The following is a 26,564-nucleotide window of genomic DNA, read 5'->3' as shown; positions in this document are numbered from 1 at the left end:
CTTTCAAATTGCTGTACTTTTTGAATCGTATCCTCTAGTTCTTTACTGGCTGCAACCAGTTTTTCATCAAACTGGCTGCTCGGCATACTCAGTGAAATCAAATCACTTACGCTGTTGTAAATATTAGAGATGCGACTATCCATTTCATGTTTCTTGGGTTGGAGATTGGAAAGTTTGTTTTGTGCTTGCAGTAATGCATCTTCCAGAATAATCGCATTCTCATCAGTTTCTCCCGTTGTTGACTGAAAATCCTGTAAGGTTTGCGCCATTTCGATACTAAGTAATTCATTGGTATCTTTCAAACCAATCACAACTGTATTTTGGTTATTATTGATGTCGTTGACAATCGCTTTCCCTGTTTCACCCTGCATGGCATCGGCCTGGATAATGCCATTCAATGCTTGTTTGGCTTGTTCAAGTTGATTATTTGTTTTACTGGTGTCTTTTTGAAGTTTTTCCAGTACTTCATGGAATTCCTTTAAATCTACATGAAAGCCCATTTAATCCGCCTCTCTTTCTGGGGCACGGCAACATCGCCCTAAATCCATTATTGAAATTCTTAATGTACATATATGTAGTAATCTATATCTTCTTTTATACGTTTATTAGACATATCACTCTTTAAACGAAACAATCCCCTAAAGAACCCATCTTATAGTGGGTTCTTTTTTTATGCGAAAAAAACAGCGAATTCTTAACTATTTCATCAATACTTTTAAAAAAATATATCCCACATAGTTCTGATAAAATAATGGCTGACTCTAAATGACACGTATCCCGACTGATCCCCGGGTAGTTTCTTCAACTGTTTCTAAGAAAAAACATGATTGGAAATATCCGTCAAAATGAAATAAGAAAAAGGCCACAGATTTCTGAATAGATTCCAAGCCAAATGGAACAAAAAAGAACCCTTATCATAAGGATTTTGCAAAAGGAAACAATAAATATATAGAGTCAAGATAAAGAGGATTACTTACTATATCGTATATATGCATAAGGTAATGTTAAGGGAATATCAATAAATGGTCAAATTTTTTAGAATTATACAAAATAATTGCTATTCGTTGGATGAATTAACACCAAAAATCATTAAAAAGGAAAAAGCATCTCGTGGGAAGTCGAGATGCTTTAAGAAAAATAAATGAGAAAAATCTTACATAGATCATAACGTACTTTATGAACAAATGAAGGTACACTTTTTTGTGGAATTATATTATTTACGTTAGTAAAATACGAAATTACATTTCGTTTTAAAAATCAAATTAAAAAGCATCCTTGAAAAGAATGCTTAAAAAACTAGGTTACTTAAAAACTCTTTAATATCATAACCTTTTTTCTCTATTAATGCTTAGCTTAATAAAATTGCTTTGTCTTTATTTAACTTTGAGGCTTCAACCATTATATGTTGTGAAATACCTCAAATGCTATATGCCAGGTCCACTATACTTATCTTCTAATAATCATCTCCTCCTTCAAATAATTCTTGGTATATAATCTCAAGAAAAGTTTTTTTATCTACTATATCACTTTCAAAAGGAAATGACATCTGATGAAATATCTTAGTAGTAGCCTCAATGTTTTCGATTCCCATTACTATAACTTCTTTAGCCCTCTTAAAGGCTCCTTCAGAATAATCAGATTCCACACCTGAAACTATTAATGTACGAATAATATATTTTTGGTTCTTCTCATCATTAATATCTAGTGCATAAACACTGTTACTCTCCTCATCAGTCATATAGTTAATATCAATGTACTTTAATATGCTACTTAGCATATTAATATTTACTTTTGCCATATCTATCTCCCCCATATTGGAAATGCTGTAATTGGTTGATTATTTCTAAAAAATACTTGACCAGTATATGATTGTCCATAATTTAAAGTGCCTTGCTGAGAGATGTGAATACTTCTCCTTCAACATATTAGTTCTAACTATATTTGGATTAGCTTCTCCTACCCCCTCTGCAGGAAGTTTCTCCCCAGATAACCGGTTTGCATTTTGCACTTGCACCTTAGTTTCACTCTTAGCAACAGAAAATAACTCTCCAAGTGTTTTTCTTTCTCCTACACTCCCAACGTCAGCTGCCGAAGGTTCAGGGAATAAATCCCGGATCTCAATATTTTTAATCTTCTCCACGACATTCTTCATACTATTCGGCAACTTATTCATGAATGCCGCTACTTCTTCCAACTTACCAACTATTTATGAAGTTAAAGCATACCAATCAATTAAAAAAGCACTTGTTGCCTATCATAGACAATCAAGTGCTTTAAGTTCATTTGTTTTTAAGTATCGTTAATTTTGTAAATCTTGTAGTAACAGTATGACACCTTATATATATCGGGACAAGTATTGCATTAAAACTTACGAGTTTGTACGAGTTCATTAGTTTCATATACATTCCATGTGCTTAAAACGTCATCTCGCTTAATCTCGTACTTCGTTTTCTATTCTAGAATTGCATATAGTGCCCCATGATGGTACAACCACCATGAATTGTCCATTCAACTTAGATATAACTATTACTGTAAACCTTTTAAAGGTTATTATTTTTCACTTCCTCAAACCACTCATCAGCAATATGATCTGCTGTTTTAATATCATCATTCGTATATACTAAATCATACTTGTACCCAGCTTTGAAATTACCACTCTTAACATCATATATTAATTTCATCTCTGTTGGCATGTCTCGTTCATATTCTTTGCACAATTCTTCTACTTTTTCGATATCTTCACATATTATACGTAATACCATAAACTGACGTTCTCTAGACACATCATATTTTTCATCCCCATCCTCTAATGCATCATTCACTTTATGAGGCTTTACATACTTATTATTAATTAAATAAAAGAATCTACCTGAAATAATACCTTCTTCACGTGAAGCATAAACATATACTTTATCAGCCCTATCTTCAACATATTCCATACATATAGATATCATATCCGCTTGCAATTCACTAAACTTATCTTCAAATTCTTTCATACTACCATTTCACTCCTTAGATTAATTTTTAATAACTTCGAATCCCGGATTACCATCGATCGTGTAATTAACTATAAATTTATCAGGACGCATATCGTTCCCAGCGTAAACTATTTCAACATCAACCGTTACTTCTTTAGGGGGGGGCTGCTTTCAAAGCTGCAGCCCATTCTTCTTCAATTTTCTTATATTGCTTCAAATTAACATCAGATAATTGCGATACCAAATTGTCAACTTTAGGTGATCCTCCAAATCTATCACCTGCCAAATGTCCTGCATGGTCTTGTCCTTTGACTTTACCGGGTGTATTTTTACTATGTGAAAATCTCTTCTCTCTTTCAGTTAATTGTAGCTTATCTGTTTCAAATTTTTCAATTCTTCCAAGGTTATCTGTTTCATAAAAATAGTCGTATTCCCCTGTTTTATACCTAATATTCGGTTGCAACCTATTTTTTCTACCGTTTGTAAACTGTTTTCCTTTGTCCACTAATGTTTTAACTTCACTTACTTCAGCACTACTTTTACCCGTACCCTATGTTGTAATCTCAAAATCAAAAGCACTTGTTGTCTTTAGTTGACAATCAAGTGCTTTAAGTTTGCAAGTTTTATAGTGACAGTGTGACACCCTTTACATGTTGTGACAAATAATACTTTAAAACTTATTTGCCAAGTTTACATACGATTCAAAATAAACTTCTATATCATTTTCAACACTTGTTCCTTCACATTTTCGTCAAACTTAGCTCCTTCTACATTTGCTCCTGTCCAACCTACATTGTCCAGTGTAGCACCGGTAAAATCCGCATCCGTAAAATCCCCATTTAAAAGGGTTGCTCCTGTTAAATCTGCATTTGTAAAGTCTGCATTTCTAGCATCTACTTCTGATAAATTTGCATTTTCCAAATCCGTCTTTTCAAATTTACCATTTGTAAGATTGGCACTGCTAAAATCCGTTCCAGTACAATACGCCTGTGTAGCGTCAATTCCAGATAAATTCGCATGGCGAAAAGTTGCATGATTTAAAATTGTTCCAACTAGTTCCCCATATGAAAAATCAACTTCGTCAAAACATGTTTCAAAACAACTACTTATATTCAATTTTGCATATTTCATATTCGCTTTAGAGAAATTCGCTTCACCAAACCTACAATCTGCAATGTGTATTTCCTCTAAATTACAACTTCTGAAATCAGCCAACTCAAAATCACAATCATGAAACGATGCTCTCATTAATGAAGAAGCCCTTAACATGACCCGTTTTGCCATAATACGATCTCCCATTACCTCTGACAAATCTGAAAAAGTAAGGTCCAAATCACTCATATCTAACTGATCTATAACCTCATCATTGTATTGGGATCTATTTAATATTTCCATTACTCTTATTCTATCATTACTCTTCTCATTCATTATTACTACCTCCTTTCATTTAGCCTTTCAGTTGGTCCTTCCAAGTAGCATTTGGAGAATAGGTTACACCCATCCTATCCTCATCAAAACTTGGTAGAGCTATTACTTGAGCTGGTTCTAAATATTCCATCACATGTAACCAACTATCAAGTAATATGTCACCATCAGCCTCTAATGGGTTCTTTAAAAGATCCATGCAAATCCCCCCCCAATTCAGTTCTGATACCACAGCTGGGCTATTTAACAACAAATCTCTACCAAACATGTCTAAAACATGATCACCAAAATATGTTCTAGCTCCTAGCCCCAAGGGACCGTTGGGAAGAAACCTGACTGGTATAGGTAGTGAAGATATATTCATCCACATAAGTAAACGTTCACGTTCCGTATTCCACGGATAGGGTACTGGCCAACAAATTTGCGCCACTCCATAAAGTGGTTTCACAACTTCCGCGATTTGATCAGATAGATCAAAAAAATCCGGCCACAATTTTTTGGGTATAGATTTATGAAACTCAAACTTCAAAAATGAACCATGGCTCAAGTTAACTTCAAAACGCCCTCTAAAATTAACAGATTTATCACGATAGAGGTGAACTTCAGATACCCTACGCTCCGAGATCACTTTCCCAATAATTTCCTCGCGATTATATTCTACTCGTACCGTTTCACAGTTGCCCCAATGAGTAGGAGCAAATTTCTCATTTGACTCAAACACATCCAAAAGACGCCCAAGTATCTCTTCCTGATTAAAAGATACTGTGGGGTACATTGAAATTGAAAAATAATTAGGTTTCATTTATATCCTCCCTTAATATTAAAAAAATAAAGTTACATAACATTTTTCATTCACAGTTTCATCCATACCCCCCACTAGGTAGAGTTGGATCAGCTCCCCATTTGTGCGTCACTTTACCGCTACTTGGATCAGTATAGTAAATTTCACTCTTTAGTCCTAAAGGCCCACTTGGTCTTGGGTGAGGAGGAATCCCATTCAAATCAGGTTTATCACTTGGTATTGCCACAACATGACGTCCATTTGTCTCTTGTGCCATTTCTCTTTCAGCTCGCATTTGCCTGTCATCATGAATAACGTGTTCTTTGTCACTTATTTTGTGTTTGTGATCATGAACTAAATCAATTCGAATATATCTTTAACCCTGAACAATTTAAAGGTTATTATTTTTCACTTCTTCAAACCACTCATCAGCAATATGATCGGCCGTTTTAATCTCGTCATGAGTATATACTAAATTATACTTGTATTCAGCTTTAAACCTTCCACTCTTAGTATCATATATTAACTTCATCTCTGTTGGCATGTCTCTTTCATATTCTTTACATAATTCTTCAATTTTTTCGATGTCTTCACATATTATACGCAATACCATAAGCATTCTTTTTGGAGACACATCATATCTTTCGTCTCCGTCCTCCAATGCATCATTCACTTTATGACATTCTACATACTTATTATTAATACAATAAAAGAAACTGCCTGAAATAATTCCTTCTTCACGTGAAGCATAAACATACACTTTATCCGCCCTATCTTCAACGTATTCCATACATATAGATATCATATCGCCTTGTAACTCACTAAATCTATCTTCAAATTCTTTCATCCTAATTTTCACTCCTTAGATTAATTTTCAATAACTTTAAACCCTGGCTTACCATCAATAAAGTAATTAACTATAAATTTATCAGGACGCATATCATTCCCAACGTAAAGTATTTCAACATCAACAGTTACTTCTTTAGGGGTGTCTGCTTTCAAAGCTGCAGCCCATTCTTCTTATATTCCTTCAAATTAACATCAGATAATTGCGAAACTAAATTGTCAACTTTAGGCGAACCACCAAATCTATCACCTTCTACGTGCCCCGCATTATCTTCTCCCTTTACTTTTCCTAGTGTATTTTTACTATGTGATAATCTCTTCTCTCTTTCAGTTAATGGTAACTTGTCTGTTTCAAATTTTTCAATTCTTCCAAGACTATCGGTTTCATAAAAATAGTCAAACTCTCCTGTTTTATACCTAATATCAGGCTTTAATCTATTTTTTCTTCCGTTTGCAAACTAATTTCCTTTGTCCACTAATGTTTTAACTTCACTTACTTCAGCACTACTTTTACCCATACCCTATGTTGTAATCTCTAAATAAAAAGCACTTGTTGTCTTTAGTTGACAATCAAGTGCTTTAAGTTCATCTATTTTTAAGTAGCATTAAACTTGTAAGTTTTGTAGTAATAGTATGACGCCTTTAATATGTCGTGACAACTACTACGTTAAAACTTACGAGTTTGTACGAGTTCGTTAGTTTCATATCATCCCATGTCTTTATGTTCATCGCATAGTAGAATGTCATCTCGCCTAAGCTCGTACTTCTTTTTCTATTCTATCATTGCGCATAATACTCTATGATGATACAACCATCATGAAGTAAGTGCTTTTTAACAGCCTATTTTTTTTCATCCATCTTCTGCTTTAAATATTCAGCAATCTCTGTTTGCCCTCTTTCAATAGCAAATTCATAAGCTCCCATATCTTTCATGGTGTCACCAGAGTATTTTATAGATATATCTATATTGTTCTCAACTAACAATTTAACAATCTCCAAATGCCCACCGTAAATTGCAGCAAACAGAGGATTTCTATCTGGTTCACTAATATCTATCTCTACATTCCGACTAATTAGATATTCAGCAATCTCTAAATGTCCTTTTGTATTCGCTCTTTCAAGAGCATTTGTTGAGAAAGTTCCACCTTGTGCATTAATATCTATTCCAGCATTAATAAGATATTCTACTATCTCTAAATGTCCATGAGCTGCCGCTACATGTAACCACGTACCAAAAGGTGTCATCCATGTTAACATTTCTGGTTCTTTCTCAAGTAAATCTCTTAAAGTATCCAATTTACCACTTTTTATGGCACTTCTAATATCTTTTGCAAATTGAGTCTTATCCATATTAATTTCTCCTTTAACTTCTATTTCCTAGAAGTAGCTTGTTTTCCAAGATCTTCTAGTATTTCAATAATATCATCTAAATCTGCACCTGCTGCATCAACTGCTTTCAATTGATTTACAACATTCTCTAAAGCTGCAATACTATGTTGTCCGGCAATTCTATTTGGCGCCCAAACTAAATTTTCTTCACCAATTATAGGGTCAATACCATATTTTCTTAATATTTCTTGACCTTCTTGAACAAGTACTTTTTGCTTCTGGCCAAGACCTTTTTCAGATAGAATATGATGTGCATGTGGATCATACATATCTTTTGGAGGATCTCCTATATTCTTTTTTTAATAAGCTCCATTATCAATTGTGTCTACATCCTTAGTAACCTTAACCGTACCCTTAGTGCACTTATAAAATTATAACGCTCGTTTCACTTTTCATGCTACAACGCAAAAAACACTCGTTGCCATAAGTGACAATCAAGTGCTTTAAGTTCGTTTGTTTTCTAAGTGTCTATGTTCGTTCTAAGTTTGTAAGTTTCATTGTATCGTAAACATATTATGACCCTTTTGTGTCTCGTGACAAGTAATACCTTTAAAACGCACCAGCTTGTGTGCATTCGTTAGTTTACTATGCGTTCCATGTCATTGCACCCGTTGCCCATTAAAATGTCATCTCGCCTAAGTTCGTGTGTCTTATTTTATCGTATCAAGGGACGGAGGTCCAAACAAGAGCTTATGATGGTAAACCATCATAAGGCCAATTCTTCAAAATGACCTTTTCTTTTTTTGTACACTTCAAAAAAAGTTTGTTTTATTCGTCTATATTTCCATATGCCGATAAGTTCCAATCCATGTGTATTATTGATTAATAGTTACACTTAAATCGCAATATTCTGGTAATCTACTTCAGTTACTATCTCATTTAACATACGAATTCCTAGCCCATTCTCTGTATCCCATGTACAATTAAGTGTAAATCTAATGTCTCTACCTTCACACAAATCCCCATAAGGAACAACAATCCCGTCTAAATCTATCATTTCTAATATTTGATCCATTGTTTCAACTAGTGGATAATTTTCATTTACTTCAATATCATAACCTAATTTATGCCTTCTTTGTTTGTAATAGTCTAATATTGATTGTAAAAAGTTCTGTTGTAAGTGTTCCCAATTTTGCATAAGTGCAGTATATGCTACATATTGTTCCTCATCAAAATTGTCTTCCTCTTCCCCATCTATCATTAAAGTTATCTCAGTTTCTTTTCCCCAAAAACGAATTGTAGTATCTTTAACCCAACCATACTCATATTCAAGTTCACCGAAAACTGGATCATTTAAAATCATTTTATAAGCTCCTCCTTATGTCTATTAGCAAATCCTCCGGGTTTAAACGCTCCTACGTTTATCTCTCCTACACCACCCAGATGTCCAAATTCAACATTTATGATTGTTGGCACGAGTTGCATTGTTTTACCCTCATTCTAACCCAGTTGTAAAAATAAAAAAGTCAATAGCCACTACGTTCTCCTAACGTTGCTATTGACTTCCTTTATTGAGCATGTACCTTTGTCAGTGTCCAAGTAACTCACAAAATAGGCACATCTCTCAACTTATTTTTCTATTTCTAGTATCAAGCCTTCCAAATTCAAAACATCTTTTTTATTTTGACTAATGTTCATGCGAAAAGTTTTAAATAGATTTGCAAGAACATGAATGATCACCGTAACACATGGCGTAATTACAATCGTACATGGCCAAAAATTGCACATTCTAGATAGCTATGCAATCTTGATATTAACTTATAAAGAAACCTTGACCGGAGTCAAGGTTGAAGACATACGATCTTAGGTCTATCTATAAAACTTGATACACCTTTCTTGAAAAGGGATTCTATCATCAAGCAGCACTTCTTCTTGCAGCAATTTTGTTATATTCTCTATTTTTCCAATGAATAGTGCGAAGAAGTCGCCCGAATTTGGATATGAAAATAGTCCATACCCCTTTGGTGACAGTATTTTGTTGACCTCCTTGATCTTTTTAGGTAAAAATTCATAATGAAATGCTTCTAATTTCTCGAGTTCTTCTTGTGTTGCTAATTCAATTTGGTGGGCAAATTCGTAATCAAGAATAAAATTGACAATTTCTTGGTATTGTTCACCTTTATAGTCAACGTATAAAAACTGTTTCGTCGTCAATCCATATTTTAATAGGTCTTCATGTAAGTCATAACTTCCTTGCTCCTTCAAAAACGTTTCCAAATCCTTGCTATCAGGAAATATAATCTGCGCTATCCCTTGATTAGGCATATTAGCTTCCTCCCTTTTATTGAAATAATTCTCCATGCTTGTTAGGAATATATTCCGGGTAGTTTTTACGATAAAATTGATCGATCATCTGAAGCACAGGGTCCCACTCAGGGTATGGCTCACGTTCTCCAAATACCATTTTCGCTTCTGGAGTATTCATCAGAAAATTATCGAATTGAGTAGGTACTGGCAACCCTAGTTGTTTCCTTACATGGATCAAGAATAAGATTTCATAAGGATAAAATCCGAATCCGAAATCACCAAATTCACCTAGCTGTCCGATTTCAGAAGCTAATGCAGAATGATACTGAGACATGATCGAAATTAGATGTTCTATTTCTTCTAAATCACCAGTCGACCAACGTCCCAGCACTTCATCATAAATGTTCAGGTCTTCAGGGATTAAATCGTATTGTAGTTCAGCTTCCTTAAACTTATTTATCACGGCTAGATGCAATTTTTCATTCGTTCCCATGATGGTTTTATTTTTATACTGCAAGTACAGCTCTAGCAAAAACCAAATATGTCTATCCTCTTCATTGGCATCCATTAAATGTCCACCGAAGTGATGAGCCATAAAATCATATAATATATTTTCTTCTTTCTCCCATCCATACATTGCAAAATGAATTAATGTGAAGACGACTTCGCTAAACGAATATTCCACCATCATCCCAGGATACCTGATTGTATAGAGATCCTGTCCCATGCACTGGTAAAATAAGACTTTCTGCATGTTCTTTAATCCTTCTACATTGTTTCCACCGCTGATCAATACATCATTTTTCCATAGTGACAAGTGATATGAAGAAATTGGGCCTAGATTTATTAATAGTATGTGATCTATCTCTGTTTCATTTTGCTCAACGATTTCCTCATTCTCTCTTCTACTAACATTATATTCATCTTTAACATCTTCAAATTTAATTCCAACCACAAAATTTTTGCTATATCTTTTAAAAGCCATTTCTAACTTTTTTTGGTTTATCATTGTATCCTCCCTATGAATTAATCTATTTTCTTCCAGTTCTTTACCTGTAACTCATCAACGCCGAATCCAATATCAGTGATCTTGATATCTGTTTCAACTCTAATAAAATCGAATTGTAGACCAGGATTCTTCTTCCTCAGTTCCGCTAAGTTACCTCTAAAACTGGCATACCTAGAATCTTTGCTTTTAACCATGTCTTGGAAGTAGGCATTTCCGCCCTTTTTCTGTTTATCCGAGTAACTAAAACTAGCGGAATCTGATGCCTTCGATTCAATAATCGTTAACTTTGGCGGCGGTCCTTCCGATAGGAACGCTGCATCTATGCCATTTCTCCCCACTTGGAATAGATCGGAAACGTCTTTACCTAAATTATTTTGTCTAGCTAAGATTTTTGTCACTTCTTCCCCAAAATCACCTTTATCATGAGAAAAATATTTCGAATTATCGATTTTCTTTCATACTCCTTTGGAACCTCCAAGTCATAACGATCACTAATAATATCTTTCGTATCCAGCTTGTTGGCTAATTTATTTCTTTCTCGCGTTAATTTTTTGACTTCTTTGTCATTTCCCTCTTTTTTCAATCTTATTATTTCTTTATCTAACTTTTTAATTTCTTTTGAGATATTGTCTGTAATGTTACTGCCAGAGCCACCTTTAACCGTACCCTTAGTTCCATTCTTAACCTCAGAAAAGGTCTGCAAAGAGACTCCGCTTTTTCAACATGCAATGAATTTCAACAATTGCTAGCTACTTCCTACTCCTTTTTCCTCATTTACCAATCTGTTTATGCTTTCTTCAAACTTTGCAACAGGTCCTTATTTTTCCCCTCTACTATCATCATACACTGTTCATAGCCCTTACAATCTATAAAATTTAAAAGTTAATACACTTATAAAATTATAATTCTCTTTTAAATTTTCACGTTAAAACACAAAAAAGCACTCTGAAATGAACCCAAAAAGTGTCTAACTTTTTGGGTTTACTTCATTGTCGCTGCACGACACCAGAAGAAGTAAAACCTTATCAAGATGAATCGATCAATTCACTCATGGCGATAAACCTTTCATGGCTCTACTTTGCGTTATTATAATCTTTGTTATTTTCATGTCTGTTAAAGTTATGGGGTATGTTCGAAGCGTTAGTGATAGTCATAAAGAGCAGGTTAGTTCCTTAACCAAAAACATGAAAGAAGAAAGAGGTATTCATTACAAACTACTAGTAGAAGAACGCAAACGTTCAGATAGACGAGAAAGAGAATTGTTCATAAACTTAGAAAAGAATACAGAACAATTAGAAGGTATTGCTACTACCCTTAAAAAAGTTCAATTTAGTTATGCTAGCTTAGAGAATAAAGTAATGCAAAACTTCGAGTATCTTGAAAGTGAAATTGAAAATGTAAAAATGCAAGTAACCAAAAAGGAAGGCCACGAATAATTCCTGGCCTTTTTGTTTTCTAAACCTAAAAATCTCTTTAAGTTTATAGACTTTGTATCAAAATTTTAAAAACCTTTTATTCAAAACCGATAGCAATCCATTCATCTACAAAATTCCAAAAGTGAACATTATATTTAGGCTGACTCTTAGCTGACCAAAAAGTAGCATTGTTATTCTTACAATTTTCATAATCTATAGCTATGTAGCTCCCCATACCATTACTAAAGAATCCAAAAGATGTTTTTAAATTAATCCGTATAGGTTCTTCCAATTCATCTATAATCCCCCACTCTAAGTCATCATCCCCAAAGTAAGTTATAGCTTCTAATGGCATCAATCCCATCGATTCACTTGTGTAATCATAAAATCCACTATGAACATTTTCGTAAAAGTCCCTAATAGATTCAGGAATTTCTCTCCATGAAGATTCTAATTCCTCATTATTAAAACTATCTTTAGGATTTCTTCCTTCATAATATAAATCTTCTCCACCTTGATTTTTTATTGTATACAAAATTGAATAGGTGTCCTCACTTACCATCAGTTCAATATCCTCAAGGTATTCTGATAAGTAAGCAATAGTATTAGATAAATTATTATCTACATATTTTTTCCATATACTTAAAATTTTCTTGATTCTCTTTTCTCTATCATGTTCACTAAATACTTCCACCCATAAATCAGGAATTAAAGATGAGTTTATATTCTTAAATTCATTTACATTAATCAATTGAATATCTTCATTATACTCTCTTAATATATCTAACTTAGAACTCATTTTTTTCCCCATCCTTTTTAATATTATTTTATATTATTCTTTGTTAAAATCATTAATTTATTTTTGCAATATTCTTTCAAGCTGTTTTTCTCTTGTAATCATCTTGCTCCTAAAGTCAGGACTAACTTCTATCTCATCTGGTGTTCCCTTTTTATAATGTGTCCATTCTTCATACGATTTAGATTGCTTTGAAGTGTTTGCAGATTTGCTTAATCCTGTAAAGTTTTCTGGGTTATTTAATAATTCTAACTGTTGTTTTTTTGTTAAATCACCAAAACCATCCATACTTGCAATTTTGTCCATAGACACAATATGATCTACTTCTAGTGAACTTATAAAAGTTTCTCCAGGAAGAGCTTGATCTTCCGTTTCTATCTTTTTATTGTAGCCTTTATTTACTTGTTTTCTTATTTTTGCTGTCGGTGTTTTTTTTTCTTAATGCTTCATATTCTTTATCTATGATTTTTCTTAATCAATGGAAATATATTGTCTTATAAGCTATCGATTTGGTTCTCAAATCCATAAAAAGAGTACATCAACAGTTTTATTTGTTGATGTACTCTTTTATATTGTTTTTTATAGATATATTTTCAAATATATCTATACATTTCCCGCTCATTTTCACAATGTTTTTTTATCCCTTTTTCATACAAAATTCCCATGATACAACACATTAACTTTTCGGTGGTGCTTTAAGTTCTTTTATAAATGTTGTAAAATCTTTTGCAATAAATTTTATATCTTCATCTAATAATTCATTATCTTGTTCAAAATAATCCATATCGCAATAGTAAAGATTACCTTTCCCCTCTCCTTCGAGCAATAAACAAACTAAACTTTCACCTATGCTATAACCAATTGGGAAAAAATGAGAAGGAACTACTTTCCCTAAGTTATATTTGTTAAACATTTCTTCTAAATTAAGATTCGTTTCAGTAGTTAAAGGAAAAAACAGTACAATAGAAGACTCGACAGTACCTTCTTTTCCGTCATCATTTGTAACAAATCTTCTTTTCTCCGCTTTCCCACCATTATTCAATAATAAAAATTGTCTATACTCATCTGGCAACTTAATATTATATTTCTCCTCTAAGTTTTCAATTTCTCTCTGGTCTGTTGGAGGAAACGTATATTCAAAGTTCATATTTATTTCTCCTTCACTTTTTATAAATAGGTTTTCACTCATCATATAATCCATCTAATAGCTCTGAAAATGTATTACAAATTATCTCTATAGCTGCTTTTCCTTGTTCCTCATGATCCCAAAATACAATTGTCGGTGATAGTTTATCCGCACGATAGTCAAAACATATTAGATTTCCAAAAGGATCTCTTGCAAAAGGAACAATCCCCTCTATCTCAGGCTGTATTGGATCGTAAAACATCTCTATATTCATATCTTGACTTGTGAAACTTAATAGATTATTTATTACACCTTCCCCTCCATTTTCAAAATTAAAGTTATCTGGTTCCGGACATCCACCATTATACTTCATTACACATTCCTTATAATCTTGTGGGAAGATTACTCCAAAAGATTTCTCTACCTTAGATATTATTTTTTCTTCAATTAATTCTTCTGTAAATAGCCAATTTACTTTTTCCATGTCATAATTCCCTCCAAAATCTGTTTTACTAAATGACCTTTCCTTCCTGGAACGCCACCACCCCAGATTGCTCTCCCACCTGTATGTGGTGCTGCATCATGTTCAAAGAAATTAACAATTTGCATTCTTCCTAGATCTTGATGGTAATGCCAAGTCAATGTTTTGGGTACTTTCCCTCTTTTTAAATACTCTATTTCACTTGGAGTAAATTTCAATGCCAAATCTTGATCTCTTTGTATCTTTTCGTATAGCCTTAACGATAACTCTCGAAATTGTACTTTATCTGGTTCTACATAAAACGATTTATCTAAAAGCATTTCTTCCTTAGAGTTGAATAGAGGAAAACCGTCTTTATCATACTTCACGTCATATTCTTTTTCGTTTCTTTTTGAAACAAATGTATATGTACTTGTTCCATCTTCATTATAAACCTTCCGCTTATACTGCCTTGGCATTATCGGCTTTTTATTATAATCAGGTAGATTTCCAGCAACATTCCTCATAGCTTTTTCATAGCTTTTTCATAGCTTTTTCATAGCTTTCTTTAGTTTCTTCTTCCATTTTATTACGATTTAGATTATGTTTAATCCTTTGATTTATCCCTGTCACATACTGATACGCATCTTTCAGAGAGTTTGATCCTACGCCTCCAACTTTCCCAACGCCAGCTGCCGGAGGTTCAGGGAATAAATTCGGGATTTCAATATTTTTAATCTTCTCCACGACATTCTTCATACTTTTATGAATGCCGCTACTTCTTCCAACTTACCAACTATTTATGAAGTTAAAGCATACCAATCAATTAAAAAAGCACTTGTTGCCTATCATAGACAATCAAGTGCTTTAAGTTCATTTGTTTTTAAGTATTGTTAATTTTGTAAGTCTTGTAGTAACAGTATGACACCTTATATATATCGGGACAAGTATTGCATTAAAACTTACGAGTTTGTACGAGTTCGTTGGTTTTATGTTCATTCCATGCGTTTATATTCATCGCCTAGTAATTCGTCATCTTACCTAATCTCACACCTCGTTTTCTATTCCAGAATTGCATATAGTACCCCATGATGGTACAACCACCATGAGTTATCCATTCAACTTAGATATAACTATTACTGTAAACCTTTTAAAGGTTATTATTTTTCACTTCCTCAAACCACTCATTAGCAATATGCCCAGCCGTTTTAACATCGTCATTTGTATATACTAAATCATACTTATACTCAGCTTTAAACTTGCCACTCTTAACATCATATATTAATTTCATCTCAGTAGGCATATCTCTTTTATATTCTTGGCACAATGCTTTAATTTTTCCGATATCCTCACTCAGGATATCTAGTACCATAAAATTTCGTTCTGCTGATGTATCATATCTTTCATCCCCATCTTCCAACGCATCATTCAATTTATGAGGCTCTACGTACTTATTATTAATCAAATAAAAAAAGTCGCTTGCAGTAACCCCTTCTTCACGTGAAGCATAAACATACACTTTATCAGCCCTATTTTCAACATATTCCATTCATATGGATATCATATCTGCTTGTAATTCACTAAACTTATCTTCAAATTCTTTCATATTACTTTTTCACTCCTTAAATTAATTTTCAAGAACTCTTAAGTTTCTTTTACCATCAATGGTATACAGAACTTTAAATTTCTCAGGACGCATATCGCTTCCAGAGTAAATTATATCAACATTAACTGTTACTTCTTTAGGGGGTTCTGCTTTCAAAGCCGCAGCCCATTCTTCTTCAATCTTCTTATATTGCTTCAAATTAACATCAGATAATTGCGAAACCAAATTATCAATTTTAGGTGATCCTCCAAATCTATCACCTGCTAAAAGCCCTGCATGGTCTTGCCCTTTTACTTTACCGGGTGTATTTTTACTATGTGATAATCTCTTTTCTCTTTCAGTTAATTCTAGCTTATCTGTTTCAAATTTTTCAATTCTTCCAAGACTATTGGTTTCATAAAAATAGTCGTACTCCCCTGTTTTATACCTAATATTCGGTTTTAACCTATTTTTTCTTCCGTTTGTAAAATGTTTCCTTTGTCCACTAATGTTTTAACTTCACTTACTTCAGCGCTACTTTTACCCGTACCCTATGTTATAATCCCAAAATAAAAAGCACTTGTTGTCTTTAGTTGACAATCAAGTGCTTTAAGTTCATATGTTTTTAAGTAATATTACATTTGTAAGTTTTATAATGAAAGTATGACACCTTTTATATACCATAACAACTACTACGTTAAAACTTACGAGTTTGTACGAGTTCATTAGTTTCATATACATTCCATGTGCTTAAAATGTCATCTCGCTTAATCTCTTACTTCGTTTTCTATTCTAGAATTGCATATAGTGCCCCATGATGGTACAACCACCATGAGTTGTCCATTCAACTTAGATATAACTATTACTGTAAACCTTTTAAAGGTTATTATTTTTCACTTCTTCAAACCACTCATCAGCAATATGATTCGCTGTTTTAACATCATCATTCGTATATACCAAATCATAATTGTATTCAGCTTTAAAGTTGCCGCTTTGAACATTATAGATTAATTTCATCTCGGTCGGCATCTCTCTCTCATATTCTTTACATAATGCTTCTACTTTTTCAATATCTTCATTTATTATGTTCAAAACCATGAGCATTCTGTTCGGAGACACATCGTATCTTTCGTCTCCATCCTTCAATACATCATTCACTTTATGACATTTTACGTACTTATTGTTAATTAAATAAAAGAACTTACTCGAAATAATATTTCCTTCACAAGAAGCATAAACATATAATTTATCTGCTCTATCCTCAATATATTCCATACATATAGATATCATATCTGCTTGCAATTCACTAAATTTATCTTCAAATTCTCTCATACTACTTTTTCACTCCTTAGATTAATTCTTTAGAACTGAAGAGTCTTGCTTACCAATTGCAATTTTGCTACTAATCCATGGTTGGTTGTTGCTTTGACACTTTTTATAATATTTCTCTACTACGGTCTTACATTATACATAGCCATTATAATCTATAAATCACTTCATGGATTTATAAAAATATAATATATCATTTCTATGCTAAAACGCAAAAAATCACTCATCGTCTATTGTAGACAATCAAGCGTTTTAAGTTCATGTATATTCGTATGATTATATGGACGCAATTTCATGAAGTTCTTACCTTTTACAATAGATTTCAAAGAGGAAGTGTCCGTATGATAACACTTGTATCAAGTCGTTTCACGCCATTCTAAAAAAGAAGTACACTTCACACAATATGTCACGTTTAAGCAAGCAACTCTAGCATTATTGCAATACATTGAGAGATTTTATAACTGTAAGCGAAGCTATATTAACACCCGTTATAAAACTTCTCAAGCAATAAAAAATTTGGTTAAAGAAATCGCTTAGATTTAACTTTTTTGTGTCCACGATATTGACTCAAATTAACTATACTATTCAAATAGACTAACATTTTCAAACCCCTAGTAACAAAAAAATAAAAAGATGCTATTCAAGACTTTATACTCTTGAATTAAGCATCCTTTACTTTTTAAATAATATCTAATTTCCTTTTTTTAACTCATTAAACCATTCCATAGCTATATCATCTGCTTCTTTAATTGGATCATTAGAATATACCAAATCATATTTATATTCTGCTTTCAAGCTAGTTTTTAATACATCATATACTAATTTCATTTCTGTTGGCATTTCTCTTTTATATTCTTTACATAGCCTAATCATATTCTTCATGTCATTATTTAATATTCTAACAACACCTTTTTGTCGTTCTATAGAGGTATCATATTTTTCTTCATTACTACTTATAATGTCATTTATTTTATGGCGCTCTACTATTTCTCCATTTATATTATAGAAATAGTCACTTGCTATAACATTATCTTCAAAAGAGCAATAAATATATATTTTGTTTGCTCTATCCTCTACGTATTCTAAACATATAGAAACCATATCTGCATGTAATTCACTAAAATAATCTTCAAATACTTTATTCATAATAATCTCCTTTTGAATTTAAAATATCACGCTCAAAATATTTTCCATCTATTTCGTATTGTATATTAAATTCTGATGGTCATAAATTATCTCCATCATATTTAATTCCTTTACTTTGACATGCTTCCCTTCTTCTAACGCTGTTGCCCATTGATTTTCTATTCTCTTATATATACTTTTGTTAACTTTCTCTAATTGAGAAACTAAATTATCTAGTTTAGGTAAACCACCAAATCTATCACCTGCTAAATGCCCTGCATGGTCTTGTCCTTTTACTTTACCGGGTGTATTTTTACTATGTGATAATCTCTTCTCTCTTTCAGTTAATTGTAGCTTATCTGTTTCAAATTTTTCAATTCTTCCAAGGTTATCTGCTTCATAAAAATAGTCGTATTCCCCTGTTTTATACCTAACATTCGGTTTCAACCTATTTTTCCTACCGTTTGTAAACTGTTTTTCTTTGTCCACTAATGTTTTAACTTCACTTACTCCAGCACTACCTTTACCCGTACCCTTAGTAAATTCTTTTAATTCTAAATCCTTCGAACCACTCTTCAAATTCAAGTTTTCAAAAAACGGTGCTGTTTTTTTCTCAAACCACTGATTATTTGCTACAGATGCATCAAAAGCTCCTGCTGGCTGCAGCCTTGAATCCAGATTTTCTCTAACTAGTTTTACGTTTGTATATGGTCATGTCTGTTTTTCTTTCTACATTCAGATACATTATTATTAATCCTCCAACTTCTTTGCATAAAAATAGAACCAACGCTCCTTCCATTAGAGACATTGGTTCTATTCTTAGTTATAATATAAATTTATTTTTTCTTTTCTCTACATCTTTCATTTAGAGCAAAAGATGATTAAGTGACAAGATATTTTAAAACTAGTTTTCAGTTCCATCAACTTAAAATCACTTTTTAATTTTTATCTATTACTCTTCCACCTACTCACTGCTTAATTACAATTATGCAGTTGGTTAGGTTAGGACATAATTTTTAATTAGAAAATTATTATTCCCCTTTAAATTTACCCCAAATCACTGTTCCTTTTGCAAGAATAATATTATCCAATGCCTCCATAATATTATCTCCTACCCATCCTATTGATTTAAATAGTCTTCCTGATTCTGATATATATAAATTTAGCCCGAAATCATTTAGTGAACCTACAGGAATAACTTTCTCATCAATATAATCCTCTAAACCAAAACACGAACTATCTAACACACCTATCACTTCCTTAATGCAAGTGGTATGTTTAGATATGACCAATCCATCTGGCCGAATTTTTTCAACATTGATTCGTAATTCTCCAAACTCCTCCATAAATTTTTTGGCACTTTCAACAACTTCAAAACCTCTTTCTTCAAGAAACTTTACATTTTCTGATATGTCTATTTTTCTACCCTCATACCATCCCGCTTTTTTCAATTCTTCTATTGTCTTATTTGATATTTCCATTTTCATTCCTCCTAGTTATCAATATTATAGAAATTCAAAAACGTTCTTCTACAATTCTCACAAGGTTTGGCAAAACCTCCTCGCAAGTTTTCCGTTCTAACGATAAAATTATCATATCTTGCACCTTTTAATATTGCATCTCTTGCGCTCCAAACTTCTGTACAATTATTGAATAGTTACGTAGAATCTTTATAGATTATTATTGAAATAAAATCCTTTAGTTGCTAAAAATTCTATGAAAGCTTTAATGTCATTTAGGGCACTTATCATTCTCAATTGGACTTATCTTAGAATCTTCAATTATTTAATAGATTGTTATTACTCCTTTCAATTTCTTTTCATAAAAATAGAACCAACGCCTCTTCCATTAGAAACATTGGTTCTATTCTTAGTTATAATATAAATCTATTTTTTCTTTTCATTACATCTTTCATTTAGAGCAAAAGATGATTAAGTGGCAAGATATTTTAAAACTAGTTTTTAGTTTCATTAACTTAAAATTACCTTTAATTTTATCTACCACTCTAGCCCCTTCCCACTACTTACCGCTTAATTACAGTTATGCAGTAGGTTTGGGCATAATTTTGCATTAAAAAAAGTATTATTACCCTTTAAATTTATCCCAAATTACTGTTTCTTTTTCAAGAATAACATTTTCAAGTGCCTCCAAAACATTATCTCCTACCCATCCTATTGATTTAAACATTCTTCCTGATTCTGATATGTATAAATCTATTTCAAAATTATAGAGTGAGCCTATAGGAATAACCTTATCATCAATAAAATTTTCTAAACCAAAACACGAACTATCTAACACACCTATCACTTCCTTAATGCAAGTGGTATGTTTAGATATGACCAATCCATCTGGCCAAATGTTTTCAACATTAATTCGTAATTCTCCAAACTCCTCCATAAATTTTTTTGCACTTTCAAAAACTTCAAAGCCTCTTTCTTCAAGAAACTTTACATTTTCTGATATGTCTATTTTTCTACCCTCATACCATCCCGCTTTTTTTAATTCTTCTATTGTCTTATTTGATATTTTCATTTTCATTCCTCCTAGTAATCAATATTATGGAAATCCAAAAACGTTCTACTACAATTCTTACAAGGTTCAGCAAATCCACCTGGTAAGTTTTCTGTTCTAATCATAAAATTATCATATTTTCCGCCTTCGTGATTTGTGTATCCATTTCATGAAGGCCTTTTGCCAACGCATCTTGCGCAAAGAAAGCTTGCAGTTTCGGATCAGTATAGGCTAAACTACTCATTCCCCTTGCAATTTGTACTTGTTTGTTTAGGACATCGAGAATGTCTTCCGCATTGCTTTTTTCTTTTTTGCTTTCAAATTGCTGTACTTTTTGAATTGTATCCTCTAGTTCTTTGCTGGCGGCAACCAGTTTTTCATCGAACTGGCTTTTCGGCATACTCGGTGAAATCAAATCAGCCGCAGCCTTGAATCCAGATTTTCTCTAACTAGTTTTACGTTTGTATATGATCATTTCTGTTTTTATTACTATATTCAGATACATTATTATTAATCCTCCCAGCTTCTTCACATAAAAATAGAACCAACGCTCCTTCCATTAGAGACATTGGTTCTATTCTTAGTTATAATATAAATCTATTTCTTCTTTTCATTACATCTTTAATTTAGAGCAAAAGGTGATTAAGTGGCAGAGTATTTTAAAACTATTTTTTAGTTTCATCAACTTTAAATCACTTTTTAATTTTATCTACCATTCTGCCCCCTTTCCCCCTACTCACTGCTTAATTATGCAGTAAGTATTTGAATCTTTCCAGTTTATTTAGAAATATTCAATTCAAAGTATTTATGCATTTGAACTCAATTTTTAGTATATTGTAGTTAGCTTAATTAAACTTTTGCATTGAGATTTCTAACTTTAATATTTTTAATCTAAACTAAAAACTATCCAATTAAACTCCTTGCTTTTTCAAGTTCCTTTAAGATTTCTTCTTTTTCTGACTCCTCAAATCTAGAAATCTTCTCTTCTAAGCCATACTCTATTACTTTAAAAAACTCTTTATATTTTAAACATGATATCTCTTCTGGGTAACCGGGAAATTCCATGCTTAATACAACCTCATCCATCTCACATCTTTCAGAATCACCATCATCATAGGTACCGTAAGTAGCTATCATACAAACATTATCAAAAATAACTTCTTCTTTTGTTAAAATTACATTTATACATTTTATTATTCTTGATTTATTAATAAAAATCCCTCTAATAAAATTCTTATTCCATTCATCATCCATAATCTTTTTCTCGTTCATAAACATTCTCCTAACGATATATCTTAATCAAAACTTGTTACTGGGTGGAAGTTTGTAATTTCTCCATTCCTAAAATACCCCATAAACTTCATTCCGTTTGATACTTCACCACAAATCAAGTACCATTCTAAATATCCATTTGTCATTGCTTCCAAGTCCCACTGATACATTTCTTCATTACTATATTTTGAAGGATCATAAACTGTTTTAGGAGATTTTATGATCTTATACTCATCTAAGAACCATTCTTTTACGAGTTCGAGTTCCACCCATAGCATCTACTTCTTTCAACTTATCAACAATATGCTGAAGACGTTCTATACCGTGTTGTCCAGCGATTCTAATTGGTGCCCAAACAAGATTTTCGTCACCAATTATCGGTTCTATCCCATGCTTTCTTAATAATTCTTGACCTTCTTGAACAAGTTTTTGTTGAGCCTCACCTAAACCTTTTTTAAATAAAATATGATGTGCATGTAGATTTATCATATCAGCAGGTGGGGCACCTATTAGTCCTTTAAGATACTTACCAAAATTCATTTTAATTAATGCTTCATTATATTCTTTAGAAATGCCTAAATCAGGCATCTTTTTACTAATCTCAGACAACTCATCTACACTAAAAATATTATTTTGAATAGCATTTTTAAACTTATTCATCTTTGTGGCATTGACACTACCAGCCATCAAGATAATCGCTTACAGTATTACCCGTACCCTTAGTATACTTATAAAATTATACGTGTACCGACTTATTTCTACGCTAAAATGCAAAAAAACACTCGTTGTCATAATTGACAATCAAGTGCTTTAATTTCATCTATTTTTAAGTAGCATTAAATTTGTAAGTTTTGTGGTAATAGTATGAAACCTTTTATATGTCGTGACAACTACTAAGTTAAAACTTACGAATTTGTACGAGTTCATTAGTTTTATATACACTCCATGTGTTTATATTCATCGGCCAGTAAAATGTCATCTCGCCTAAGCTCGTACTTCTTTTCTATTCTAGAATTGCACACAGTACTCTATGATGGTACAACCATCATGAGCTTTTTACTCTTATATAATCAGCTAATGTAATCAATCCTTTATAAATATCACTATTCTGCTGAAGGATTATAATCAACCTCAACATTTTTTAATCCTTCTATTACCTTATTTATTCGTCTCGATAAGTCTTTTATTTCTTCTAATGTTAATTCATCTCCTGCTTCTTGTGGATTAAACATGCTTAATCTCTTTGTTATACCTTCAATGCGTCCGACAAAAACTTTCTCATGGCCGATTGCAATTTCTCCAATAGCAGTATCAACAATAACATCTTCTATCTTACCTAAGTTATCAAATTCATCCGCTAGTTTTGCTATAGCATACCTATATCCCCTGTCTTCATCTAACAACTCTTCATATATCTCCTGAATCGCATCAAATAATTCATTATACTCCCAGTCTTTCATTAGTTTTCCCCTCCAAAAAAATTAAGTTTAAGGAATAATCCTATTACCATTGTTGTGTATGACTTCTAATTCAATATTTTTATATTTAGCTGCAAACTCTGCTATGACTTTACTGCAACTGTCGCAAGTATCCAATTCTGTAAATAACTTAATGTTCCCTGTAGCTTGTGTATTCTCTCCAAGCCTAGAAGCAATATCATTTAATATTTTATACTCCGTATCTGTTTTCCTTAAATAACTCTCCCCCTCTTTACCAACTGCTTCTGTAGCTTTAAACATTGGATTTTCAGGTTGTAAAGAAATATCAGGCACCTTATGCTCAAGATTTCCTTTAAGTTCATTTATGCTACTTTGAGCATAAAATTCAGATTTGCTTATCCCACTGACATCCACTTCTGCAACAGCAAAATTACCAGATTTCTTATACCTACTTGTTAAATTCCCTCTTAGTTCTTTCACTCTATCAATTATATGTGCTTCTGTTACTGAATCTATTTGCCTCGTTGGATACACTTTTCCCGTACCCTTAGTTTCACTCTTAGCAACAGAGAATAACGCTCCAAGTGTTTTTCTTTCTCCTACATTCCCAACACCTGCTGCCAAAGGTTCAGGGAATACATTCGGGATATGAAAATTTTTAATCTTCTCCCTGACATTCTTCATACTATACGGCAACTTATTCATGAATGCCGTTACTTCTTCCAACTTACCAACTATTTATAAAGTTAAAGCATACAAATCAATTAAAAAAGCACTTGTTGCCTATCATAGACAATCAAGTGCTTTAAGTTCATTTTTTTAAGTAGCATTAAATTTGTAAGTTTTATGGTAATAGTATGACACCTTTTATATGTCGTGACAACTACTACGTTAAAACTTACAAGTTTACGAGTTCTTTAGTTTCATGTCCATTCCATGTCTTTATATTCGTCGCATAGTAAAATGTCATCTCGCCTAAGCTCGTACCTCTTTTTCTATTCTATCATTACACATAATACTCTATGATGGTACAACCGTCATGGAGTATGTACTTATTAACAGCCTATTCTTTTTCATCCATCTTCTGCTTTAAATATTCAGCAATTTCTGTTTGCCCAAATTCTCTAGCATATTCATAAGCATCCATATTTTTAATATTTTCTCCAGTGTATTTAATTGAAATATCTATTCCTTTTTCAACTAGAAACTCAGCTACTTCTTTATGTCCACCATAAATCGCACCAAATAATGAATTTCTTTTTGCTAAGCTCACATCTAATTCTGCACCAGCCTCAATTAAATACTTTACTATCTCCAAATGCCCCTCTCCTGCTGCCAATCTTAAAGGGGAAGCATCAAATATATCACCTTTCGTATTAACATCGATTCCTTTATGGATTAAATATTCCACTATTCCAAAATGTCCTTTCTTTGCTGCAACATGTAACCACGTACCAAATGGTGTCATTGAATGTAAAGATTCTGGATTATCTCCTATTAAACGTTTTACTTCATTAATATCACCAATTTTAATTGCATTTCTTATTGCTTTATTTAAACTTTTTTCATCCATAACATTACCTCCTGTATCTCTACTATCTTGTACTAGCTATATCTCCTAAATCTTTAAGAGCTTCAACAATATCATCAAGGTCACCGTCCATTGCTTCAACATCCCTTAACCGCTTTACAACAATCTCCAAAGCATCAAAACTATGTTGTCCTACTACGGCATTTGGTGCCCAAACAAGGTTTTCTTCACCAATTATTGGGTCTATCCCATACCTTCTTAATATTTCTTGACCTTCTTGAACAAGTTCTTTTTGCTCCTGGCCAAGACCTTTTTTAAATAGAATATGATGTGCATGTGGATTTCTCATATCAGTAGGTGGGTCACCTATTAGTCCTCTAAGATACTTACCAAAAACAATTTTAAGTAATGCTTCATTATATTCTTTAGTAATGCCTAAATCAGACATCTTTTTACTAATCTCAGCCAACTCTTCTTTACTAAAAGTATTATTTTGAATAGCATTTTTTAGCTTATTCATCTTACCAGCATCGACATTCCCGTTCACAATTATATCATCAAGATAATCACTTACGGTATTACCCGTGCCCCTAGTTCCACTATTAACAGCAGAAAATAACTCTCCAAGTGTCTTTCTTTCTCCTACATTCCCTCCACCTGCTAGCGCAGGTTCAGGGAATAAATTCGGGATCTCAATATTTTTAATCTTCTCCACGACATTCTTCATACTATCTGGCAACTTATTCATGAATGCCGTTACTTCTTCCAACTTACCAACTATTTTACTATTTTTCGCGGCTACTTGAAAGACTTTTGTACCCTCTGCGAATTTTCCGAATGCAGCTGTTCCTTTCACTGCGGCGGTTACTTCACCAACGCCGACAAAACAACTGCCAATATCAAATATCGCACCACCAAGAGCATAAGGATCAGTCAATGCTTTTTCCACATAACCTTTTACGGAGTTAACTAGTGCCTTACCATACTTAGGATAATCCTGCCAACTGATGATAGCTTGTCCAAGACTTTTTATCGTATTACCTGCTCCATATATATCGTCCAGTTTCCATTGTTCTGTTTCTACGCCACGTATCGAGTTGATACCCCACTCACCAAGCTCCCCGATTAGGCTTCCTAGCTTCGTCGCACCTATCGCTATCCCACTAATAGCGGATCCTGCCGCCCCTAAAAAACCTTCCAACACCAAGGCATCATCAGCAAGTCCTTTTAGGAAAGGGATGTTCTCCCCTACCCATTTTGTACCTTTTCTCAATACATCCCATTTCTCACCGGCACTTTT

36 protein-coding genes and 5 pseudogenes are annotated in these 26,564 nt (G+C 32.9%); 1 reads left to right on the top strand and 40 read right to left on the bottom strand.

Features of this window, described 5'->3' with window-relative positions:
- The 18 genes and pseudogenes from JDS80_RS27140 to JDS80_RS31705 form a co-directional block, all read right to left on the bottom strand.
- Positions 1-500: T7SS effector LXG polymorphic toxin (locus tag JDS80_RS27140; RefSeq protein WP_242477438.1), on the bottom strand; the 500-nt coding region annotated here is incomplete at its 3' end.
- Positions 501-1,453: 953 nt separating this feature from the next.
- Entirely contained in the window at positions 1,454-1,798 is a 345-nt protein-coding gene (locus JDS80_RS27135) for a hypothetical protein (RefSeq protein WP_199640449.1), read from the bottom strand.
- 45 nt (positions 1,799-1,843) lie between these two features.
- The gene (locus JDS80_RS27130; RefSeq protein WP_199640452.1) at positions 1,844-2,194 is read right to left on the bottom strand and encodes a hypothetical protein; all 351 of its coding nucleotides are present in this window, start codon (positions 2,192-2,194) and stop codon (positions 1,844-1,846) included.
- Between the two features lie 346 nt (positions 2,195-2,540).
- Positions 2,541-2,996 carry an immunity protein YezG family protein gene (locus tag JDS80_RS27125; protein WP_199640448.1) on the bottom strand — a complete coding sequence of 152 codons (456 nt, stop codon included), beginning with the start codon at positions 2,994-2,996 and terminating at the stop codon, positions 2,541-2,543.
- 136 nt (positions 2,997-3,132) lie between these two features.
- Complete coding sequence (locus tag JDS80_RS31725; RefSeq protein ID WP_346011420.1) at positions 3,133-3,483, bottom strand: DNA/RNA non-specific endonuclease; 351 nt, start codon at positions 3,481-3,483, stop codon at positions 3,133-3,135.
- 209 nt (positions 3,484-3,692) lie between these two features.
- Positions 3,693-4,406, bottom strand: coding sequence for a pentapeptide repeat-containing protein (locus JDS80_RS27115; RefSeq protein WP_199640447.1), 714 nt, complete (start codon positions 4,404-4,406; stop codon positions 3,693-3,695).
- Between the two features lie 19 nt (positions 4,407-4,425).
- Positions 4,426-5,205: a hypothetical protein gene (locus JDS80_RS27110; RefSeq protein WP_199640446.1), complete on the bottom strand. Its 780-nt coding sequence runs from the start codon at positions 5,203-5,205 to the stop codon at positions 4,426-4,428.
- 58 nt (positions 5,206-5,263) lie between these two features.
- A complete protein-coding gene (locus JDS80_RS27105; RefSeq protein WP_242477437.1) occupies positions 5,264-5,479 on the bottom strand; it encodes an ADP-ribosyltransferase in 216 nt (71 codons plus the stop codon).
- A 96-nt stretch (positions 5,480-5,575) separates the two neighbouring features.
- Positions 5,576-6,031 carry an immunity protein YezG family protein gene (locus JDS80_RS27100; RefSeq protein ID WP_199640445.1) on the bottom strand — a complete coding sequence of 152 codons (456 nt, stop codon included), beginning with the start codon at positions 6,029-6,031 and terminating at the stop codon, positions 5,576-5,578.
- Between the two features lie 20 nt (positions 6,032-6,051).
- Positions 6,052-6,395, bottom strand: a pseudogene (locus JDS80_RS32445) (DNA/RNA non-specific endonuclease).
- A gap of 156 nt (positions 6,396-6,551) precedes the next feature.
- Positions 6,552-6,735: pseudogene (locus JDS80_RS31715) on the bottom strand (hypothetical protein).
- A gap of 135 nt (positions 6,736-6,870) precedes the next feature.
- A complete protein-coding gene (locus JDS80_RS27090; RefSeq protein WP_199640444.1) occupies positions 6,871-7,380 on the bottom strand; it encodes an ankyrin repeat domain-containing protein in 510 nt (169 codons plus the stop codon).
- Between the two features lie 20 nt (positions 7,381-7,400).
- Positions 7,401-7,688, bottom strand: coding sequence for an AHH domain-containing protein (locus tag JDS80_RS27085; RefSeq protein WP_206774702.1), 288 nt, complete (start codon positions 7,686-7,688; stop codon positions 7,401-7,403).
- Between the two features lie 566 nt (positions 7,689-8,254).
- Entirely contained in the window at positions 8,255-8,722 is a 468-nt protein-coding gene (locus JDS80_RS27080) for a DUF6985 domain-containing protein (protein ID WP_199640443.1), read from the bottom strand.
- Positions 8,723-9,228: 506 nt separating this feature from the next.
- Positions 9,229-9,684 carry a hypothetical protein gene (locus JDS80_RS27075; protein WP_199640442.1) on the bottom strand — a complete coding sequence of 152 codons (456 nt, stop codon included), beginning with the start codon at positions 9,682-9,684 and terminating at the stop codon, positions 9,229-9,231.
- A gap of 16 nt (positions 9,685-9,700) precedes the next feature.
- Positions 9,701-10,675, bottom strand: coding sequence for a hypothetical protein (locus JDS80_RS27070; RefSeq protein ID WP_199640441.1), 975 nt, complete (start codon positions 10,673-10,675; stop codon positions 9,701-9,703).
- Positions 10,676-10,692: 17 nt separating this feature from the next.
- The gene (locus tag JDS80_RS31710) at positions 10,693-11,073 is read right to left on the bottom strand and encodes a hypothetical protein (protein WP_242477436.1); all 381 of its coding nucleotides are present in this window, start codon (positions 11,071-11,073) and stop codon (positions 10,693-10,695) included.
- Positions 11,070-11,378 carry a hypothetical protein gene (locus JDS80_RS31705; RefSeq protein ID WP_242477435.1) on the bottom strand — a complete coding sequence of 103 codons (309 nt, stop codon included), beginning with the start codon at positions 11,376-11,378 and terminating at the stop codon, positions 11,070-11,072. Before JDS80_RS31705 ends, JDS80_RS31710 begins: the two co-directional genes overlap by 4 nt.
- 364 nt (positions 11,379-11,742) lie before the next feature.
- On the opposite strand from JDS80_RS31705, the gene JDS80_RS27060 reads away from it, so the two are divergent.
- Positions 11,743-12,111, top strand: a complete 369-nt coding sequence (locus tag JDS80_RS27060) for a hypothetical protein (RefSeq protein WP_199640440.1) — start codon at positions 11,743-11,745, stop codon at positions 12,109-12,111.
- A gap of 76 nt (positions 12,112-12,187) precedes the next feature.
- On the opposite strand, the gene JDS80_RS27055 is transcribed toward JDS80_RS27060, so the two are convergent.
- From JDS80_RS27055 to JDS80_RS31695, 22 genes and pseudogenes are all read right to left on the bottom strand, one after another.
- Positions 12,188-12,889 carry an SMI1/KNR4 family protein gene (locus JDS80_RS27055; protein WP_199640439.1) on the bottom strand — a complete coding sequence of 234 codons (702 nt, stop codon included), beginning with the start codon at positions 12,887-12,889 and terminating at the stop codon, positions 12,188-12,190.
- A gap of 57 nt (positions 12,890-12,946) precedes the next feature.
- Positions 12,947-13,192, bottom strand: a complete 246-nt coding sequence (locus JDS80_RS27050; RefSeq protein WP_206774704.1) for a hypothetical protein — start codon at positions 13,190-13,192, stop codon at positions 12,947-12,949.
- 370 nt (positions 13,193-13,562) lie between these two features.
- Positions 13,563-14,033 (bottom strand): SMI1/KNR4 family protein, encoded by a 471-nt coding sequence (locus JDS80_RS27045; protein WP_242477434.1) that lies wholly within the window; start codon positions 14,031-14,033, stop codon positions 13,563-13,565.
- A gap of 34 nt (positions 14,034-14,067) precedes the next feature.
- The gene (locus tag JDS80_RS27040; protein WP_199640437.1) at positions 14,068-14,496 is read right to left on the bottom strand and encodes an SMI1/KNR4 family protein; all 429 of its coding nucleotides are present in this window, start codon (positions 14,494-14,496) and stop codon (positions 14,068-14,070) included.
- Positions 14,484-14,999 carry an HNH endonuclease gene (locus JDS80_RS27035; RefSeq protein WP_199640436.1) on the bottom strand — a complete coding sequence of 172 codons (516 nt, stop codon included), beginning with the start codon at positions 14,997-14,999 and terminating at the stop codon, positions 14,484-14,486. Before JDS80_RS27035 ends, JDS80_RS27040 begins: the two co-directional genes overlap by 13 nt.
- Positions 15,000-15,006: 7 nt before the next feature.
- Positions 15,007-15,219, bottom strand: coding sequence for a hypothetical protein (locus tag JDS80_RS32440; RefSeq protein WP_242477433.1), 213 nt, complete (start codon positions 15,217-15,219; stop codon positions 15,007-15,009).
- 403 nt (positions 15,220-15,622) lie between these two features.
- Positions 15,623-16,021 (bottom strand): immunity protein YezG family protein, encoded by a 399-nt coding sequence (locus tag JDS80_RS27025; protein ID WP_242477432.1) that lies wholly within the window; start codon positions 16,019-16,021, stop codon positions 15,623-15,625.
- A gap of 78 nt (positions 16,022-16,099) precedes the next feature.
- The gene (locus JDS80_RS27020; RefSeq protein WP_346011421.1) at positions 16,100-16,510 is read right to left on the bottom strand and encodes a DNA/RNA non-specific endonuclease; all 411 of its coding nucleotides are present in this window, start codon (positions 16,508-16,510) and stop codon (positions 16,100-16,102) included.
- A gap of 98 nt (positions 16,511-16,608) precedes the next feature.
- Positions 16,609-16,792 (bottom strand): annotated as a pseudogene (locus JDS80_RS32170) (hypothetical protein).
- A 141-nt stretch (positions 16,793-16,933) separates the two neighbouring features.
- Positions 16,934-17,389 carry an immunity protein YezG family protein gene (locus JDS80_RS27015; protein WP_070140256.1) on the bottom strand — a complete coding sequence of 152 codons (456 nt, stop codon included), beginning with the start codon at positions 17,387-17,389 and terminating at the stop codon, positions 16,934-16,936.
- A 687-nt stretch (positions 17,390-18,076) separates the two neighbouring features.
- On the bottom strand, positions 18,077-18,532 hold the full coding sequence (locus JDS80_RS27010; protein WP_199640435.1) for a DUF600 domain-containing protein: 456 nt from the start codon (positions 18,530-18,532) through the stop codon (positions 18,077-18,079).
- Between the two features lie 48 nt (positions 18,533-18,580).
- Positions 18,581-19,090, bottom strand: a complete 510-nt coding sequence (locus tag JDS80_RS27005; protein ID WP_242477431.1) for a DNA/RNA non-specific endonuclease — start codon at positions 19,088-19,090, stop codon at positions 18,581-18,583.
- Between the two features lie 452 nt (positions 19,091-19,542).
- The gene (locus JDS80_RS27000) at positions 19,543-19,992 is read right to left on the bottom strand and encodes an SUKH-3 domain-containing protein (RefSeq protein ID WP_199640434.1); all 450 of its coding nucleotides are present in this window, start codon (positions 19,990-19,992) and stop codon (positions 19,543-19,545) included.
- Between the two features lie 604 nt (positions 19,993-20,596).
- Positions 20,597-21,043: an SUKH-3 domain-containing protein gene (locus JDS80_RS26995; RefSeq protein WP_199640433.1), complete on the bottom strand. Its 447-nt coding sequence runs from the start codon at positions 21,041-21,043 to the stop codon at positions 20,597-20,599.
- Positions 21,044-21,161: 118 nt separating this feature from the next.
- Positions 21,162-21,443 (bottom strand): annotated as a pseudogene (locus JDS80_RS26990) (T7SS effector LXG polymorphic toxin); the annotation flags it as partial.
- Positions 21,444-21,925: 482 nt separating this feature from the next.
- Positions 21,926-22,294 (bottom strand): hypothetical protein, encoded by a 369-nt coding sequence (locus tag JDS80_RS26985; protein ID WP_078214522.1) that lies wholly within the window; start codon positions 22,292-22,294, stop codon positions 21,926-21,928.
- A 23-nt stretch (positions 22,295-22,317) separates the two neighbouring features.
- A complete protein-coding gene (locus JDS80_RS26980; RefSeq protein WP_242477429.1) occupies positions 22,318-22,563 on the bottom strand; it encodes a CdiA family toxin C-terminal domain-containing protein in 246 nt (81 codons plus the stop codon).
- Positions 22,526-22,981 (bottom strand): AHH domain-containing protein, encoded by a 456-nt coding sequence (locus tag JDS80_RS26975; RefSeq protein ID WP_199640431.1) that lies wholly within the window; start codon positions 22,979-22,981, stop codon positions 22,526-22,528. The genes JDS80_RS26980 and JDS80_RS26975 overlap by 38 nt, the downstream gene beginning before the upstream one ends.
- Before the next feature lie 416 nt (positions 22,982-23,397).
- Positions 23,398-23,754 carry an Imm3 family immunity protein gene (locus tag JDS80_RS26970; protein ID WP_199640430.1) on the bottom strand — a complete coding sequence of 119 codons (357 nt, stop codon included), beginning with the start codon at positions 23,752-23,754 and terminating at the stop codon, positions 23,398-23,400.
- Between the two features lie 27 nt (positions 23,755-23,781).
- The gene (locus JDS80_RS26965) at positions 23,782-24,438 is read right to left on the bottom strand and encodes a deaminase domain-containing protein (protein WP_242477428.1); all 657 of its coding nucleotides are present in this window, start codon (positions 24,436-24,438) and stop codon (positions 23,782-23,784) included.
- A 358-nt stretch (positions 24,439-24,796) separates the two neighbouring features.
- A complete protein-coding gene (locus JDS80_RS26960) occupies positions 24,797-25,306 on the bottom strand; it encodes an ankyrin repeat domain-containing protein (RefSeq protein ID WP_071772996.1) in 510 nt (169 codons plus the stop codon).
- 22 nt (positions 25,307-25,328) lie between these two features.
- A pseudogene (locus JDS80_RS31695) lies at positions 25,329-26,564 on the bottom strand (AHH domain-containing protein); the annotation flags it as partial.

Source organism: Bacillus cereus group sp. N8 (genome assembly GCF_016483685.1).
GTDB lineage: Bacteria > Bacillota > Bacilli > Bacillales > Bacillaceae_G > Bacillus_A > Bacillus_A proteolyticus.
This window is presented reverse-complemented; position numbering and strand designations above follow the sequence as displayed.

Excerpts from the sequence above, each read along its gene's own strand:
- JDS80_RS27135 (WP_199640449.1), bottom strand. The coding sequence starts at position 1,798 with ATGGCAAAAGTAAATATTAATATGCTAAGTAGCATATTAAAGTACATT.
- JDS80_RS27125 (WP_199640448.1), bottom strand. The coding sequence starts at position 2,996 with ATGAAAGAATTTGAAGATAAGTTTAGTGAATTGCAAGCGGATATGATA.
- JDS80_RS27115 (WP_199640447.1), bottom strand. The coding sequence starts at position 4,406 with ATGAATGAGAAGAGTAATGATAGAATAAGAGTAATGGAAATATTAAAT.
- JDS80_RS27110 (WP_199640446.1), bottom strand. The coding sequence starts at position 5,205 with ATGAAACCTAATTATTTTTCAATTTCAATGTACCCCACAGTATCTTTT.
- JDS80_RS27105 (WP_242477437.1), bottom strand. The coding sequence starts at position 5,479 with ATGCGAGCTGAAAGAGAAATGGCACAAGAGACAAATGGACGTCATGTT.
- JDS80_RS27100 (WP_199640445.1), bottom strand. The coding sequence starts at position 6,031 with ATGAAAGAATTTGAAGATAGATTTAGTGAGTTACAAGGCGATATGATA.
- JDS80_RS27090 (WP_199640444.1), bottom strand. The coding sequence starts at position 7,380 with ATGGATAAGACTCAATTTGCAAAAGATATTAGAAGTGCCATAAAAAGT.
- JDS80_RS27085 (WP_206774702.1), bottom strand. The coding sequence starts at position 7,688 with ATGTATGATCCACATGCACATCATATTCTATCTGAAAAAGGTCTTGGC.
- JDS80_RS27080 (WP_199640443.1), bottom strand. The coding sequence starts at position 8,722 with ATGATTTTAAATGATCCAGTTTTCGGTGAACTTGAATATGAGTATGGT.
- JDS80_RS27075 (WP_199640442.1), bottom strand. The coding sequence starts at position 9,684 with ATGCCTAATCAAGGGATAGCGCAGATTATATTTCCTGATAGCAAGGAT.
- JDS80_RS27070 (WP_199640441.1), bottom strand. The coding sequence starts at position 10,675 with ATGATAAACCAAAAAAAGTTAGAAATGGCTTTTAAAAGATATAGCAAA.
- JDS80_RS27060 (WP_199640440.1), top strand. The coding sequence starts at position 11,743 with ATGGCTCTACTTTGCGTTATTATAATCTTTGTTATTTTCATGTCTGTT.
- JDS80_RS27055 (WP_199640439.1), bottom strand. The coding sequence starts at position 12,889 with ATGAGTTCTAAGTTAGATATATTAAGAGAGTATAATGAAGATATTCAA.
- JDS80_RS27050 (WP_206774704.1), bottom strand. The coding sequence starts at position 13,192 with ATGGACAAAATTGCAAGTATGGATGGTTTTGGTGATTTAACAAAAAAA.
- JDS80_RS27045 (WP_242477434.1), bottom strand. The coding sequence starts at position 14,033 with ATGAACTTTGAATATACGTTTCCTCCAACAGACCAGAGAGAAATTGAA.
- JDS80_RS27040 (WP_199640437.1), bottom strand. The coding sequence starts at position 14,496 with ATGGAAAAAGTAAATTGGCTATTTACAGAAGAATTAATTGAAGAAAAA.
- JDS80_RS27035 (WP_199640436.1), bottom strand. The coding sequence starts at position 14,999 with ATGAGGAATGTTGCTGGAAATCTACCTGATTATAATAAAAAGCCGATA.
- JDS80_RS27025 (WP_242477432.1), bottom strand. The coding sequence starts at position 16,021 with ATGGAATATGTTGAAAATAGGGCTGATAAAGTGTATGTTTATGCTTCA.
- JDS80_RS27015 (WP_070140256.1), bottom strand. The coding sequence starts at position 17,389 with ATGAGAGAATTTGAAGATAAATTTAGTGAATTGCAAGCAGATATGATA.
- JDS80_RS27010 (WP_199640435.1), bottom strand. The coding sequence starts at position 18,532 with ATGAATAAAGTATTTGAAGATTATTTTAGTGAATTACATGCAGATATG.
- JDS80_RS27000 (WP_199640434.1), bottom strand. The coding sequence starts at position 19,992 with ATGGAAATATCAAATAAGACAATAGAAGAATTGAAAAAAGCGGGATGG.
- JDS80_RS26995 (WP_199640433.1), bottom strand. The coding sequence starts at position 21,043 with ATGAAAATATCAAATAAGACAATAGAAGAATTAAAAAAAGCGGGATGG.
- JDS80_RS26985 (WP_078214522.1), bottom strand. The coding sequence starts at position 22,294 with ATGAACGAGAAAAAGATTATGGATGATGAATGGAATAAGAATTTTATT.
- JDS80_RS26975 (WP_199640431.1), bottom strand. The coding sequence starts at position 22,981 with ATGGCTGGTAGTGTCAATGCCACAAAGATGAATAAGTTTAAAAATGCT.
- JDS80_RS26970 (WP_199640430.1), bottom strand. The coding sequence starts at position 23,754 with ATGAAAGACTGGGAGTATAATGAATTATTTGATGCGATTCAGGAGATA.
- JDS80_RS26965 (WP_242477428.1), bottom strand. The coding sequence starts at position 24,438 with ATGAATAAGTTGCCGTATAGTATGAAGAATGTCAGGGAGAAGATTAAA.
- JDS80_RS26960 (WP_071772996.1), bottom strand. The coding sequence starts at position 25,306 with ATGGATGAAAAAAGTTTAAATAAAGCAATAAGAAATGCAATTAAAATT.